The 13,707-nt window shown below is 72.6% G+C and carries 12 protein-coding genes; 5 read left to right on the top strand and 7 right to left on the bottom strand.

The annotated features are described in order from the left end of the window. Positions 1 to 36 precede the first annotated feature (36 nt). Positions 37 to 555: a peptidoglycan recognition protein family protein gene (locus tag KIS93_RS14855; RefSeq protein WP_080037016.1), complete on the top strand. Its 519-nt coding sequence runs from the start codon at positions 37 to 39 to the stop codon at positions 553 to 555. A 14-nt stretch (positions 556 to 569) separates the two neighbouring features. Here the strand turns inward: KIS93_RS14855 and KIS93_RS14850 are convergent, their stop codons facing one another. From KIS93_RS14850 to KIS93_RS14820, 7 genes are all read right to left on the bottom strand, one after another. Continuing rightward, positions 570 to 1,106 (bottom strand): NUDIX hydrolase family protein, encoded by a 537-nt coding sequence (locus KIS93_RS14850; protein ID WP_080037017.1) that lies wholly within the window; start codon positions 1,104 to 1,106, stop codon positions 570 to 572. After that, entirely contained in the window at positions 1,103 to 1,261 is a 159-nt protein-coding gene (locus KIS93_RS14845; protein ID WP_155126570.1) for a hypothetical protein, read from the bottom strand. The genes KIS93_RS14850 and KIS93_RS14845 overlap by 4 nt, the downstream gene beginning before the upstream one ends. Then, complete coding sequence (nrfD, locus tag KIS93_RS67460; protein ID WP_186404239.1) at positions 1,258 to 2,163, bottom strand: NrfD/PsrC family molybdoenzyme membrane anchor subunit; 906 nt, start codon at positions 2,161 to 2,163, stop codon at positions 1,258 to 1,260. The genes KIS93_RS14845 and nrfD overlap by 4 nt, the downstream gene beginning before the upstream one ends. A 91-nt stretch (positions 2,164 to 2,254) precedes the next feature. After that, positions 2,255 to 3,076: a 4Fe-4S dicluster domain-containing protein gene (locus KIS93_RS14835; protein WP_080037019.1), complete on the bottom strand. Its 822-nt coding sequence runs from the start codon at positions 3,074 to 3,076 to the stop codon at positions 2,255 to 2,257. Continuing rightward, entirely contained in the window at positions 3,076 to 6,303 is a 3,228-nt protein-coding gene (gene fdh, locus KIS93_RS14830) for a formate dehydrogenase (RefSeq protein WP_080037020.1), read from the bottom strand. Before fdh ends, KIS93_RS14835 begins: the two co-directional genes overlap by 1 nt. Before the next feature lie 63 nt (positions 6,304 to 6,366). Further along, entirely contained in the window at positions 6,367 to 7,794 is a 1,428-nt protein-coding gene (locus tag KIS93_RS14825) for a rhamnulokinase (protein ID WP_080037021.1), read from the bottom strand. Continuing rightward, positions 7,791 to 8,792 (bottom strand): LacI family DNA-binding transcriptional regulator, encoded by a 1,002-nt coding sequence (locus tag KIS93_RS14820; RefSeq protein ID WP_080037022.1) that lies wholly within the window; start codon positions 8,790 to 8,792, stop codon positions 7,791 to 7,793. The genes KIS93_RS14825 and KIS93_RS14820 overlap by 4 nt, the downstream gene beginning before the upstream one ends. A gap of 138 nt (positions 8,793 to 8,930) precedes the next feature. Here KIS93_RS14820 and KIS93_RS14815 point away from each other — a divergent pair, with 138 nt between their 5' ends. From KIS93_RS14815 to rhaI, 4 genes are all read left to right on the top strand, one after another. Continuing rightward, positions 8,931 to 9,992: a Gfo/Idh/MocA family protein gene (locus tag KIS93_RS14815; RefSeq protein WP_080037023.1), complete on the top strand. Its 1,062-nt coding sequence runs from the start codon at positions 8,931 to 8,933 to the stop codon at positions 9,990 to 9,992. Between the two features lie 182 nt (positions 9,993 to 10,174). Beyond that, on the top strand, positions 10,175 to 12,103 hold the full coding sequence (locus tag KIS93_RS14810) for a beta-galactosidase (protein WP_080037024.1): 1,929 nt from the start codon (positions 10,175 to 10,177) through the stop codon (positions 12,101 to 12,103). A 122-nt stretch (positions 12,104 to 12,225) separates the two neighbouring features. Beyond that, positions 12,226 to 12,543: an L-rhamnose mutarotase gene (locus tag KIS93_RS14805; RefSeq protein WP_080037025.1), complete on the top strand. Its 318-nt coding sequence runs from the start codon at positions 12,226 to 12,228 to the stop codon at positions 12,541 to 12,543. A 10-nt stretch (positions 12,544 to 12,553) separates the two neighbouring features. After that, positions 12,554 to 13,705 carry an L-rhamnose isomerase gene (rhaI, locus tag KIS93_RS14800; protein ID WP_080037026.1) on the top strand — a complete coding sequence of 384 codons (1,152 nt, stop codon included), beginning with the start codon at positions 12,554 to 12,556 and terminating at the stop codon, positions 13,703 to 13,705. The last annotated feature ends 2 nt before the right edge of the window (positions 13,706 to 13,707 follow it).

Below are 13,707 nucleotides of genomic sequence, written 5' to 3'. Positions count from 1 at the left end.
CTGGTAGTCAGGACATTCCTTTCAGGAGAGGAACACATGAACCTGATCACCAGAGCCGAGTGGCACGCCAAGAAGCCGACCAGCGCCTACGTCCGGCTGGCGTCGACCGAAGGCGTCAAGATCCACTACACGGGCGGCAAGGTGCCCGCCGACCTCGCCGACCCCGGCAACCACGACCGCTGCGTCGACCTGGTCCAGGACATCCAGCGCATGCACATGTCCGGCGGGCGCGGCGAGAAGTACATCGACGTCGGCTACAACATGGTGTGCTGCCCGCACCGGCGCACCTTCGTGGGCCGCGGCCCGCACGCCCTGCCCGCCGCCAACGGCGCCGGCCTCAACTCCGGCCACTACGCCGTGCTCGCGCTGGTCGGCAGCTCCGGGCTGACCGAGCCGAACGACGACCTGCTCAACGCCCTGGTCGACGCCATCGAGTACCTGCGCGAGCACGGCGACGCGGGCCGCGAGGTCAAGGGCCACCGCGACGGCTACGACACCTCCTGCCCCGGCGACCCCCTCTACCGCTGGATCCGCGACGGCGCCGAACGCCCCTGACCCCTCCAGGGTGCCTAGGGCAGGCAGCCGACGTGGGCCAGCGCCTGCCGCAGCAGTACGCCCTGCCCGCCGGTCATCTCCCCCTGCACCATCGGTGAAGCCGCCTCCTCCGGCGTGAACCACACCAGGTCGAGCGCGTCCTGCCGGGGCCGGCAGTCGCCGGCGACGGGCACGATGTAGGCCAGCGACACCGCGTGCTGGCGCGGGTCGTGGTAGGGGGTCACGCCGGGCGTGGGAAAGTACTCGGCGACGGTGAACGGCTGCGGCGAGACGGGGATGCGGGGCAGCGCCACGGGCCCGAGATCCTTCTCCAGGTGCCGCACCAGCGCGTCACGGATCCGCTCGTGGTGCAGCACCCGGCCCGAGACCAGCGCCCGGCTGACCGTGCCGTCCGGCAACATGCGAAGCAGCAGGCCGACGCGGGTGACCACGCCGGTGTCATCGACCCGCACCGGCACGGCGTCGATGTAGAGGATCGGCATCCGGCCGCGCACCGACTCCAGTTCTTCCGGTGCGAGCCAAGCAGGCGTGGTTTCGGTCTTTTCGGTCATCTGCTGATCGTACGGCGACGAGGGCCGGCGGTGCGCCCCAGCCCGGCGGCGAACGCGCGCCCCTCGGCAGGCATGCGCCCGGCCACCCACGACGCCGTGCAGATCGCCAGCACGATGCCGACGAACGGCAAGTACTCCAGCACCTTGTGCTTCATGTCAGGTCACGCTCCGCTCTCGCCCGCGCCAGCCGCCTGCGCTGCGGCTGGACGGTGTGCTTGGGGTCGTTGGCCGACTCCATGCCGGCCTGGAAGATCCCGAACCTGGTGCACGCCGACCCGGCCAGCAGGGCCGCGCCCGCCGCCATGGCCGCCACCCTGCTGCGCCGGCCGACGGTCGCCCCGGCCAGCGCGCCGGCCAGCGACAGCGCCTCGCCCAGCCGCAGCAGCCCGCTGCGCTTGAGCGGCTCGGCCAGCGGCCCCAGCCGTCGCTCCATCCGGGCCGCCGCCGCCACCTCCACCGCCGCGCCCGCCAGCGCCGCCCGCCGCGCCGGGCCCGCCTCCGACAGCGGCGCCGCCAGCAACCCGAGCCCGCCCGCCGACGCCGCCGCCGACCCGGCGAACAGGAACGGCATCTCCCGGTACGCCTCATGCCAGACCGGCACGGCCGTGTCGCAGATCAGCGCCGCCGTGTACGTCGCCACCGCCGGCCCCACCACCCCGGCGCCCACCGTGGCGGCCCGGCCGAGGCCGGGGAACAGCCCGGTCACGCCCGTGGCCGCGGCGGCGCCGGCGTGCGGCCCGTACGCGGTGAGGATCCAGGTGCCCACGCTCATCGGCGAGGTCACCTTGAACACCCGCAGCATGTTGACGAAGCGCTCGGGCCGGCCCAGGTCGTGGATCAGCGCGTACAGCGAGCCGCCCAGCGCGCCCAGCGCCCCCACCTTGGCCGCCCTGGCCAGGCGCGGCCGGCCGGTCAGCTCGGCCGCGGCGGCCAGCGTGGACGACGCGCCCGCCAGCCCGCCCAGGAACAGGTAGCCGGCGATGTCGGCGGCCCGCCACGTCGGCTCGTTCAGCACGGGCCGCCCGTAGTAGGAGTCGAAGTCGGCCTTCGGCACCATCAGCCGCTCGCGGCGGCGCCCGCGGAGCCCGGCGTGGCCTCCCGGTCACCGCGCACGCCGGGCGTGTCGTCCAGCCGGACGTCGGTCTGACTCATCGCTTCCGCCTCCACGCCGTCGCCGCCAGCCCGGCGAGCAGGGCCACCGCCGCGACCCCCGCCTGCCGCCACATCGACGGCAGGTCCCTCGTCGTCACCACCGGGTCGGGCGGCAGCCCGTACACCTCCGGCTCGTCCAGCAGCAGGAAGAACGCGCCCGTGCCGCCCACGCCGTCGTCCGGGTCGTGCCCGTACAGGCGGGCGGAGGCCGCGCCGGCCGCGCGCACCTGCTCCAGCCGCCGCTCGGCCCGCTCGCGCAGCTCGTCGAGGTCGCCGAACTGGATGGAGTCGGTCGGGCACGTCTTGGCGCAGGCCGGCTCCTCCCCGGCGCCCAGCCGGTCGTAGCACATCGTGCACTTGGCCGCCGTGCCGCTCGTCTCCCGCTTGCCGATCACCCCGAACGGGCACGCGGGCACGCAGTAGCCGCACCCGTTGCAGACGTCCTCCTGCACGACGACCGTGCCGAACTCGGTGCGGAACAGCGACCCCGTCGGGCACACGTCGAGGCAGGCCGCGTGCGTGCAGTGCTTGCACACGTCGGAGGCCATCAGCCAGCGGAAGTCCAGGTCGCCGACGCCGGGCTCCTGGTGCCCGAGCGGCTTGCGCTGCTCGACGAAGGCCACGTGCCGCCACGTGTCGGCGCTCAGCTTGACCGTGTTGTCGTAGGACCAGCCGGTGAAGTTCAGGCCGTCGTCGGGGACGTGGTTCCACTCCTTGCACGCCACCTCGCACGCCTTGCAGCCGATGCAGATGCTGGTGTCGGTGAAGAAGCCGACCCGGCGGCCCTCGTCGAGCCGCTCGTCCAGGTCGAAGGCCATCACGCCTCCATTCCGGTGCCGGCGCTCACGCCGGCCCGCCGCTGATAGGCCCGCACCAGCTCCGGCAGCGCGGCCCCGCGCGGCCGGCGGCCCGGGCGGATGTCCGCCGACAGGGCCTTGACCTCCTGGATGTGCGAGTTGGGGTCCAGCGAGATCGCCGACAGCTCGTTGGCCGCGTCGCCCCTGGCCAGCCCGTTCGGGCCGAAGTGGAACGGCAGCCCGATCTGGTGCAGCACCCGCCCGTCGAGGTGCAGCGACGGCATCCGGTCGGTGACCATCACCCGCGCCTCGATCGCGTTGCGGGCGGTGACGATCGTCGCCCAGTCGCCGTGCACCAGCCCCCGCTCGGCCGCCAGCTCCGGCGACACCTCGCAGAACATCTCCGGCTGCAGCTCCGACAGGTACGGCGTGAACCGGCTCATCCCGCCCGCCGTGAAGTGCTCGGTCAGCCGGTACGTCGTCACCACGTACGGGTAGACGGAGGCGCCCGGCTCGTCGCCGCTCGGCTGGTACCGGTTGTTCTCGTGCGGGTACACCTTGCGCACCGGGTTGCGCTGCCGCCCGTACAGCGGGTTGGCCACCGGCGAGTCCTGCGGCTCGTAGTGCGTGGGCAGCGGCCCGTCCACCACCCCGGCGGGCGCGAACAACCAGCCCTTGCCGTCGGCCTGCATGATGAACGGGTCGATGCCCGACAGCGCCGCCACCCCCTGCGCGTCCGGCGGCGGCCGGTAGCCGGGGTCCTTGTCCGCCTCGAAGTCGGGCACGTCGTAGCCCGTCCACTCGCCGGCCTGCGCGTCCCACCAGACCAGGCGCTTGCGCTCGCTCCACGGGCTGCCGTCGGGCCTGGCCGAGGCCCGGTTGTAGAGGATGCGCCGGTTCGCCGGCCAGGCCCACGCCCACTCGGCGGCGATCCAGTTCTGCTCCGAGGCGGGCTTGCGGCGGGCGGCCTGGTTGATGCCGCCGGCGTACACGCCGCAGTAGATCCAGCAGCCGCACGCCGTGGAGCCGTCGTCCTTCAGCTCCGTGTAACCCGACAGCGGCCGGCCCTGGGCGTCCCGGCCGTTGATCTCGGCCAGCACCGCCTCCGCCGACGGCTCGGCCGTCTCGCCGTGCGTCGGATAGTCCCACGTCAGGTCGAGCACGGGCGCGTCCACCGGATCCCGCGACCCGGCCAGCTTCTCGCGGATGATGCGGCCCAGGTGGTACATGAACCACAGGTCGCTGCGGGCGTCGCCGCGCGGCTCGACCGCCCGGTGGTGCCACTGCAGCATGCGGTTGGTGTTGGTGAAGCTGCCGTCCTTCTCCGTGTGGCAGGCCGCCGGCAGGAAGAACACCTCGGTACGCAGGTCGGCCGTGCGCAGCTCGCCCGTCTCGATCTCCGGGCCGTCCTTCCACCAGGTCGCGCTCTCGATCAGGTTGAGGTCGCGCACCACCAGCCAGTCGAGGTTGGCCATGCCCAGGCGCTGCATCTTGGCGTTGGCCGAGCCGACCGCCGGGTTCTCGCCGAGCAGCAGGTAGCCCTTGCAGGTGCCCTCGATCTGCGCCAGCACGGTGTCGTACGTACTGTGCGAGCCCGTCAGCCGCGGCAGCCAGCCGAAGCGGTAGTCGTTGTCCGCCCGCGCCGACTCGCCCCACCACGCCTTGAGCAGGCTCACCAGGTAGGCCGGCATGTTCGCCCAGAAGCCCTTCGTCGGGGCGTCGGCGCGCAGGAAGTCGCGCAGCTGCTCGTTCTCGTGCGCGTGCGGCATCGGGATGTAGCCGGGCAGCAGGTTGAACAGGGTCGGGATGTCGCTGGAGCCCTGGATGCTGGCGTGCCCGCGCAGCGCCTGGATGCCGCCGCCGGGCCGGCCGATGTTGCCCAGCAGCAGTTGCAGGATGCAGGCCGCCCGGATGAACTGGGAGCCGTCGCTGTGCTGGGTCCAGCCGACCGCGTAGACGAACTCGGCCGTCTTGTCCGGCCCCGAGTTCTCCGTCAGGTGCCGGCACACCTCCTCGAACAGGTGCCGCGGCACCCCGCACACCCGCTCCACCATCTCCGGCGTGTAGCGGGCGTAGTGCCGTCGGAGCACCTGCAGCACGCAGCGCGGGTGGCGCAGCGTCTCGTCGCGCTGCGGCCGGCCGTTCAGTGGCGCCCCCGTGCCGCCCTGCGTCTCGGGACGGCCCGGCGGGGAGCTGCCCGTCCGTTTCGCGTACTCCTGGTCCCGGTCGCCCGACGCGGCGACCGCCTCCATGCCCTCGTACTGCCAGGAGGCCACGTCGTACGAGCGGCCCTGCTCGTCGAAGCCGGAGAAGACGCCGTCCAGGTCCTCGGCGTCGCGGTAGTCCTCGCTCAGGATCGTGGCCGCGTTGGTGTAGTTGACGACGTACTCGTGGAAGTACAGCTCGTTCTCCAGCACGTGGTTGATGATCGCGCCGAGGAAGGCCACGTCGGAGCCGGCCCTGATGGGCACGTGCAGGTCCGCCAGCGCGCTCGTGCGGGTGAACCGCGGATCCACGTGGATGATCACCGCGCCGCGCGCCTTGGCCTCCATCACCCACTGGAAGCCGACCGGATGCGCCTCCGCGAAGTTCGAGCCCTCGATGATCACGCAGTCGGAGTGCTGCAGGTCCTGGAGGTAGGTGGTGGCGCCGCCCCGCCCGAACGACGTGCCGAGCCCCACCACGGTCGAGCTGTGACAGACGCGGGCCTGGTTCTCGATCTGCACCACGCCGAGCGCCGTCAGCAGCTTCTTGATGAGGTAGTTCTCCTCGTTGTCCAGCGTGGCGCCGCCCAGGCTGGCGATGCCCATGGTGCGGCCCGTGGGCAGGCCGTCGTGCTCCCGCTCCCACGTCGCGCGCCGGGTCTCGATGATCCGGTCCGCGATCATGTCCATCGCGGTGTCCAGCTCGATCGGCTGCCAGTCGGCCGCGCCCGGCGGCCGGTACAGCGCGCCGTACTGGCGCCCGGAGCCGGTGGTGAGCTGCAGGCTGGCCGCGCCCTTCGGGCACAGCCGGCCGCGGCTGACGGGCGAGTCGGGGTCGCCCTCGATCTGGACGACCCGCTCGTCCCGTACGTACACGTTCTGGGCGCAGCCCACCGCGCAGTACGGGCACACCGACTTCACCACCCGGTCGGCCGTGGACGTACGGGCCCGCAGCCCCGCCGTCCTCGCCGACTTCGCCGCCGGCCCCCGCGCCGTCCGGTCCGCGCCCGTGAGCTGCCGCAGCAGCGGCCACCCGAACTCCATGACACCCCCCGATGCCCCCCGGCCCCAGTCCTGCCCTGGCGCGGCCGGAGGAAAACCGGCAGGTCAGAACACCCGGGAGGCCGCCTCGTCCCAGCCGGCGCGCCCGCCGGACGGCTCGTAGCGGCGCAGCGGCTGCGAGGCGGCGACCAGCGCCCGCATCTCCTCAAGGTCCGACACCAGCCCGGCCGCCCGCGCCTGCACCAGCACGTTGCCGAGCGTGGTGGCCTCCGCGGGGCCCGCCACCACCGGCAGCCCGCACGCGTCGGCGGTGAACTGGCACAGCAGCTCGTTGCGCGAGCCGCCGCCCACCAGGTGCACCACCTCGACGTCGCGGCCCGACAGCTCCATCGCCTGCCGCACGGCCTCGCGGTGCCCCAGGGCCAGGCTCTCCAGCACGCACCGCACGTACGCGGCGGGGGAGGCGGGCGGGCGCTGCCCGGTGCGGCGGCACTCGGCGGCGATCCTGGCCGGCATGTCGCCCGGCGGCAGGAAGACGGGCTCGTCGGGGTTGACCACGGCGGCGAACGGCCGCTCGCCCGCCGCGGCCTTCAGCAGCTCGCCCAGGTCGGAGCCGGGCCAGGCGCGCAGGCACTCCTGCAGCAGCCACAGGCCCATGACGTTGCGCAGGTAGCGGACGGTGCCGTCGATGCCGGCCTCGTTGGTGAAGTTCGCGGCGCGGCTCTCGGGGGTGAGCACGGGGCCGGGCAGCTCCACCCCGGCCAGCGACCACGTGCCGCACGAGACGTAGGCGAAGGCGGGGCCGGAGACCGGCGCCGCGGCCGGCACCGCGACCACGGCGGAGGCCGTGTCGTGCGAACCCACCGCCCGCACCGGCGCCGACCAGCCGATCTCGCCCGCCACGTCCCTGCGCAGGCCGCCGAGCAGGTCGCCGGGCTGCCGCAGCGGCGGCAGGATACCCTCCGGCAGGCCGAGCTGCTTGACCAGCGGCAGCGCCCATGCGCGGGTGCGCACGTCGAGCAGGCCCGTGGTCGAGGCGTTGGTCACCTCGGCGCCCGCCTCGCCGGTCAGCCAGTAGCCGATCAGGTCGGGGATCAGCAGCATCGTGGCCGCCTCGCCCAGCCGCGGCTCGGCCAGGAGCTGGTAGACCGTGTTGAACGGCAGGACCTGCAGCCCCGACACGTCGTACAGGCTCTCCGCGCCGACGGAGGCGGCCACCCGCTCGGCCACGCCGGCCGTGCGGTCGTCGCGATAGTGCACCGGGTTGCCCAGCATGGCGCCCGACGCGTCGAGCAGCGCGTAGTCCACCGCCCACGAGTCCACGCCGATGGAGGAGACGGGGCCGGCCGCGCGCAGGCCCGTCAGGATCTCGCGGTAGAGGCCGAGGATGTCCCAGTAGAGGCGGCCGGCGACGCGCACCGGGCCGTTGGGGAAACGGTGGGCCTCGGTCAGGCTCAGCCCCTCGGACAGGTCGGCCAGCATCACCCGCCCGCTGGAGGCGCCCAGGTCGACGGCGGCGAAACGGCGGCTCATTGGGTGGACTCCCTGGCGACGAGCTCGGGCTGGAACATGATGTGCTGGTGGGCGTGCGTGTCGGGATTGTCGCACTCGTCCAGCAGCAGCTCGGTGGCGATGCGGCCGAGCTGGTACGTGGGCTGCCGCATCGAGGTGAGCGACACCGTGGAGGCGGCGGCGAAGTCGATGTCGTCGTAGCCGATGAGCGCCACCTCCTCCGGCACCCGCACGCCCGAGCGCAGCAGCGCCCGCAGCACGCCCAGCGCGAGCAGGTCGTTGGCGCAGAAGACGGCCTCCGGCAGGCCGCCGGCGATCAGGTCGGCGGCGGCCTTCTCGCCCGCGCGGGCCGTCATCGTCGCCGTCTCGACCACCCGCAGGTCGCCGGGGTCGAGCCCGGCGGCGCGCATCGCGGCCTTGGCGCCCTCGCGCCGCTCCACGCACTGGCGGATGGTCAGCGGGCCCGTCACGTACGCGAGGGTGCGCGCGCCCCTGGCCAGCACGTGGGCCGCGGCGGCCCGGCCGCCCGCGACGTCGTCCACGGCCACCGCGCACTGGTCGGGCCGGTGCGCCGGATGGTCGACCAGCACGACGCTGATGCCGTGCTCGCGCAGCCGGTCGAGCCGGGCCGGGTCCTCGCCCGACGGGGTGATCAGCACGCCGCGCACCCGCTGCTCGGCCAGCACCCGCAGGTTGCGCTCCTCCTTGTCCTGCGAGCCGGCGGAGTTGCCGAGGATCACGGCGTAGCCGAGCTCGCTGGCGACGTCCTCGACGCCGGCGGCGACCTCGGTGAAGAACGGGTTGCCGATGTCGATCACGCTCAGGCCGATCGTCCTGCTGTGCCCGGCGCGCAGCGTCGAGGCCGAGCCGTGGCGGACGAACCCCAGCTCACTGATGGCGGCCTCCACCCGCTCGCGCGTCGCGGGGGCGACCTTGCCGGGCCGGTTCAGTACGTTGGAGACCGTGCCGGGGGAGACGCCGGCGTGTGCGGCGACGTCCTTGATGCTGACCATGGCCATGAGGACAAATTAAAACGTACTAACGGGGTGTGCGCCAGTCGCGGCACCGGTGGAACCGCGCTTCCGCGTTGACACCGCCGTCACGGGCCGCCTAACGTCGCGCGCCGGAAGTAAAACGTTTCTATAAGAGGAGCGCTCGTGATCCGGGCTGCCATCGTAGGGGCCGGCGCCATCGCCGCGCACAGCCACGTGCCCGCCCTGCGGGCCCACCGCGACCGGGTGGAGCTGGTGGCCGTGGCGGACGTGGACGAGGCCAGGGCCAAGGCGCTCGCCGGAGGCGCCGCGGCGTACACGGACCTGGGGGAGCTGCTCGATGCCGAGCGCCCCGACCTGGTGATCGTCTGCACGCCGCCGTACCTGCACGTGGACCAGGCTATCGCGGCCCTGTCGGCGGGGGCGTGGGTGTGGTGCGAGAAGCCGGCCGCGCTCTCCCTGGCCGAGTTCGACCGGATGGCCGCCGCCGAGGGGGCGGGCGGGCCGTACCTGTCGGTCGTCTACCAGCAGCGCTTCGGCTCCGGCGCCGAGCACCTGCGCGCGCTCGCCGGGGCGCCGGGGCGGCCACTGGGCCGGCCGCTGCTGGCGCTGTGCCAGACGACCTGGCACCGGGGCGACGACTACTACGCCGTGCCGTACCGGGGCAAGTGGGCCACCGAGGGCGGCGGCACCACCGTGCTGCACGGCGTGCACCAGATGGACCTCATGCTGTCGGTGTTCGGCGACTGGGCGGAGATCAGGGCCATGGCCGGCCGCCTCGACCGGCCGATCGAGACCGAGGACGTGTCCCTGGCGATGGTCCGCTTCGACAACGGCGCCATGGGCTCGGTCGTCACCAGCGTGCTGTCGCCGCGCCAGGAGAGCTACCTGCGCTTCGACTTCGCCGATGCCACGGTGGAGCTGCGCCACCTGTACGGCTACGGCAACGCCGACTGGAGCTCCACCTCGCCGCTGTGGAGCCCGCCCGAGGACGTCCCCAGCACCCACGCCACCCAGCTCGGCCTGCTGCTCGACGCCTACGAGCGGGGCGAGCGCCCGCCGGCCTCCGGCGCGGACGCGCGGCGGGCCATGGAGTTCGTCACCGGCCTGTACGCCTCCGCCTTCACCGGCCGCCCGGTGCTGCGCGCGGAGATCGCCCCGGACAGCCCGTTCTACCACCGGCTCGACGGCGGCATTGAAACGTTCTTCACCGCAGCGCGCTCCTGACCGGCCTCCCGCCGCCCGCCACGACCTGGGCCTCGTCCCGAATCAACGGCGCTGAGCTGCGCCAATGCTCTTCGTGGTGGGCTGAGGTCTTGTGCGCTCTATGACCAGAACGTTTTAATCCCCGGTAAACACCGGCGTAACAGGCTGGTAGCGCTAACAATAATCTCGAAAGGCAGACCTTCATGCCGGATGGCATCGCGTACGGCGGTGACTGGAACCCCGAGCAGTGGCCCGAGCAGACGTGGGAGCAGGACGTCGCGCTGATGCGCGAGGCCGGCGTCAACCGGGTCAGCGTCGGGATCTTCTCCTGGTCATCGATCGAGCCCGTCGAGGGCGTGTTCGACTTCGGCTGGCTCGACCGGGCGATGGACCTGCTGGCCGAGCACGGCATCGGCGCCAACCTCGCCACCCCCACCGCCTCCCCGCCGCCGTGGTTCTCCGACGCCTACCCGCAGGCGCTGCCCGTGGACGCCGACGGGCGGCGCCTGTGGCACGGCAGCCGGCAGGGCTTCTGCCCCAGCTCGCCCATCTACCGCGAGAAGGCGCTGCGCGTCGCCGAGCAGGTGGCGCTGCGCTACCGCGACCACCCGGCGCTGGTGCTGTGGCACGTGCACAACGAGTACGGCTGCCACAACGCCCGCTGCTACTGCGACGCCTCAGCCGCCGCCTTCCGCGCCTGGCTGCGCACCCGCTACTCCTCCCTCGACGCGCTCAACGACGCCTGGGGCACCGCGTTCTGGTCGCAGCGCTACAGCGACTGGGCCCAGATCCTGCCGCCCCGCGCCACCCCCAGCTTCCCCAACCCGGGCCAGCAGCTCGACTTCCGCCGGTTCAGCTCCGACGCGCTGGTGGAGCTCTACCGCGCCGAGCGCGACCTGCTCAGGCAGCTCACCCCGGGCGTCCCCGCCACCACCAACCTGATGGCCGGCGCCCACTGGGACATGGACTGCTGGGCCTTCGCCGCCGAGCTGGACGTCGTCTCCACCGACCACTACCTGATCGGCGCCCGCCGCGAGCGCCACATCGACCTGGCCTTCGCCGCCGACTACGCCCGCTCGCTCAACGGCGGCCGGCCGTGGCTGCTCATGGAGCACTCCACCAGCGCGGTCAACTGGCAGCCGCGCAACCTCGCCAAGACCCCCGGCGAGCTGCGCCGCAACTCCCTGTCCCACCTGGCCAGGGGCGCCGACGGGATCATGTTCTTCCAGTGGCGCCAGTCCAGGTCGGGCGCCGAGAAGTGGCACTCGGCGATGCTGCCGCACGCCGGCACCGACACCAAGATCTGGCGCGAGGTGGTGGCGCTCGGGGCCGAGCTGGCCGGGCTGTCCGGCGTGGCGGGCAGCACCGTCAAGGCCGACGTCGCCCTGCTCCTCGACCACTCCAGCGTGTGGGCGCAGGACCACCCCGCCCAGCCCACCGCCGAGCTGGACCCGGTGGAGGAGGCCAAGCGCTGGCACGCCGCGCTGTGGCGGGCCGGCGTCACCTGCGACCTGGCCCACCCCGAGGGCGACCTGACCGGGTACCGCCTGGTCGTGGTGCCGCAGCTCTACCTGGTGAGCGACGCGGGGGCGGCCAACCTGGAGGCGTTCGCCCGGCGGGGCGGGGTCGTGGTCGTGGGCCCGTACAGCGGGATCGTGGACGAGCACGACCGGGTGCGGCTCGGCGGCTATCCGGGCGCGTGGCGGGACCTGCTCGGCGTCAGCACCGAGGAGTTCCTCCCCCTGGAGGAGCCGATCCGGCTGGCCTCGGGCGCGACGGGCGGCGTGTGGAGCGAGGCGGCGCGGGTCACCACCGCCAAGGTGCTCGACACGTACGCGACGGGCGAGCCCGCCTGGACCCGCAACGAGTTCGGCGACGGCACGGCCCACTACCTGACCACCCTGCTCGACGACGCCGCCCTGGCCGAGGTCCTGGCCACGGCCTGCCGGGAGGCGGGGGTGTCGCCGGCGGCGCAGACCGTGCCGGGGGTGGAGGTCGTGCGGCGCTCGCACCCGGACGGGCGCTCGTTCCTGTTCGCGATCAACCACACGGACGAGGACGCCACCGTCACGACCGGGGACCAGGTGATCACGGTGCCGGCCGGAGACGTCGTGATCGTCCCGACCTGTTAAAACGTGTCATCGCCCCGATCCCTCATCGGCGCTGGATCGGGGCCCGCTGGTCCATTGACAGCGAGCACCAGGAATCATAGTTTCCTGCACGACGGATTAAAACGTTTTTGAAAGGAGTGTCAGTGCAACGCGTCTGCTTCCTGCTGAAAGTCCGCCCAGAGCGGCTGGCGGAGTACCGCGAACGCCACCGCGACGTCTGGCCGGAGATGCGAGAGGCGCTGTCGCGCACCGGCTGGCACAACTACTCGCTCTTCCTCAGGGACGACGGCCTCCTCGTGGGATACCTGGAGACCGAGGACTTCGAGGCCGCACAGAAGGCGATGGCCGAGACCGAGGTCAACGCCCGCTGGCAGGCCGAGATGGCGCCGTTCTTCGAGGGCCTCGACGGCCGCCCCGACGAGGGCATGGTCCCGTTGACCGAAGTGTTCCACCTGGATTGATCGGGGAGTAATGACTGACATCAAGGCCGCGCTGCGCGCGCAGCGCATCGAGACGCCGTCCTGGGCCTACGGCAACAGCGGCACCCGGTTCAAGGTGTTCGCCCAGCAGGGGGTGCCGCGCGACCCGTACGAGAAGCTGGCCGACGCCGCCCAGGTGCACGCCTACACCGGCATCGCCCCCACGGTCGCGTTGCACATCCCGTGGGACAAGGTGGACGACTACGCCGACCTGGCCCGCCACGCCCGCGACCTGGGCGTGGGCATCGGCGCGATCAACTCCAACGTGTTCCAGGACGACGACTACAAGCTGGGCAGCGTCACCCACCCCGACGCGCGGGTGCGCCGCAAGGCCACCGACCACCTGCTCGAATGCGTCGACATCATGGACGCCACCGGCAGCGACACGCTGAAGCTGTGGTTCTCCGACGGCATCAACTACCCCGGCCAGGACGACCTCAGGGCCCGCCAGGACCGCCTGGCCGAGTCGCTGGCCGAGGTCTACGACCGACTCGGCGAGGGCCAGCGTTTCCTGCTGGAGTACAAGCTGTTCGAGCCCGCCTTCTACGCCACCGACGTGCCCGACTGGGGCACCGCCTACGCGCACTGCGTCAAGCTCGGCCCCAAGGCGCAGGTCGTGGTCGACACCGGCCACCACGCGCCCGGCACCAACATCGAGTTCATCGTCGCGTTCCTGCTGCGCGAGGGCAAGCTCGGCGGCTTCGACTTCAACTCCCGCTTCTACGCCGACGACGACCTGATGGTGGGCGCCGCCGACCCGTTCCAGCTCTTCCGCATCATGTACGAGGTGATCAGGGGCGGCGGGTTCACCGACGAGGTCGCGTTCATGCTGGACCAGTGCCACAACATCGAGCCCAAGATCCCGGGCCAGATCCGCTCGGTCATGAACGTGCAGGAGGCCACCGCCAAGGCGCTGCTCGTGGACCGCGCCGCGCTGAGCGCCGCGCAGCAGGCCGGGGACGTGCTGGGCGCCAACGCCGTCCTGATGGACGCCTACAACACCGACGTGCGGCCGCTGCTCGCCGAGCTGCGCGAGGAGATGGGCCTGGCGCCCGACCCGATGGCCGCCTACGCCACGTCCGGATACTTCGAGAAGATCGCCGCCGAGCGCGTCGGCGGCAACCAGGCCGGCTGGGGGGCCTGAAC

The sequence above is a fragment of the [Actinomadura] parvosata subsp. kistnae genome (genome assembly GCF_900323885.1).
Classification (GTDB): domain Bacteria; phylum Actinomycetota; class Actinomycetes; order Streptosporangiales; family Streptosporangiaceae; genus Nonomuraea; species Nonomuraea composti.
This window is presented reverse-complemented; position numbering and strand designations above follow the sequence as displayed.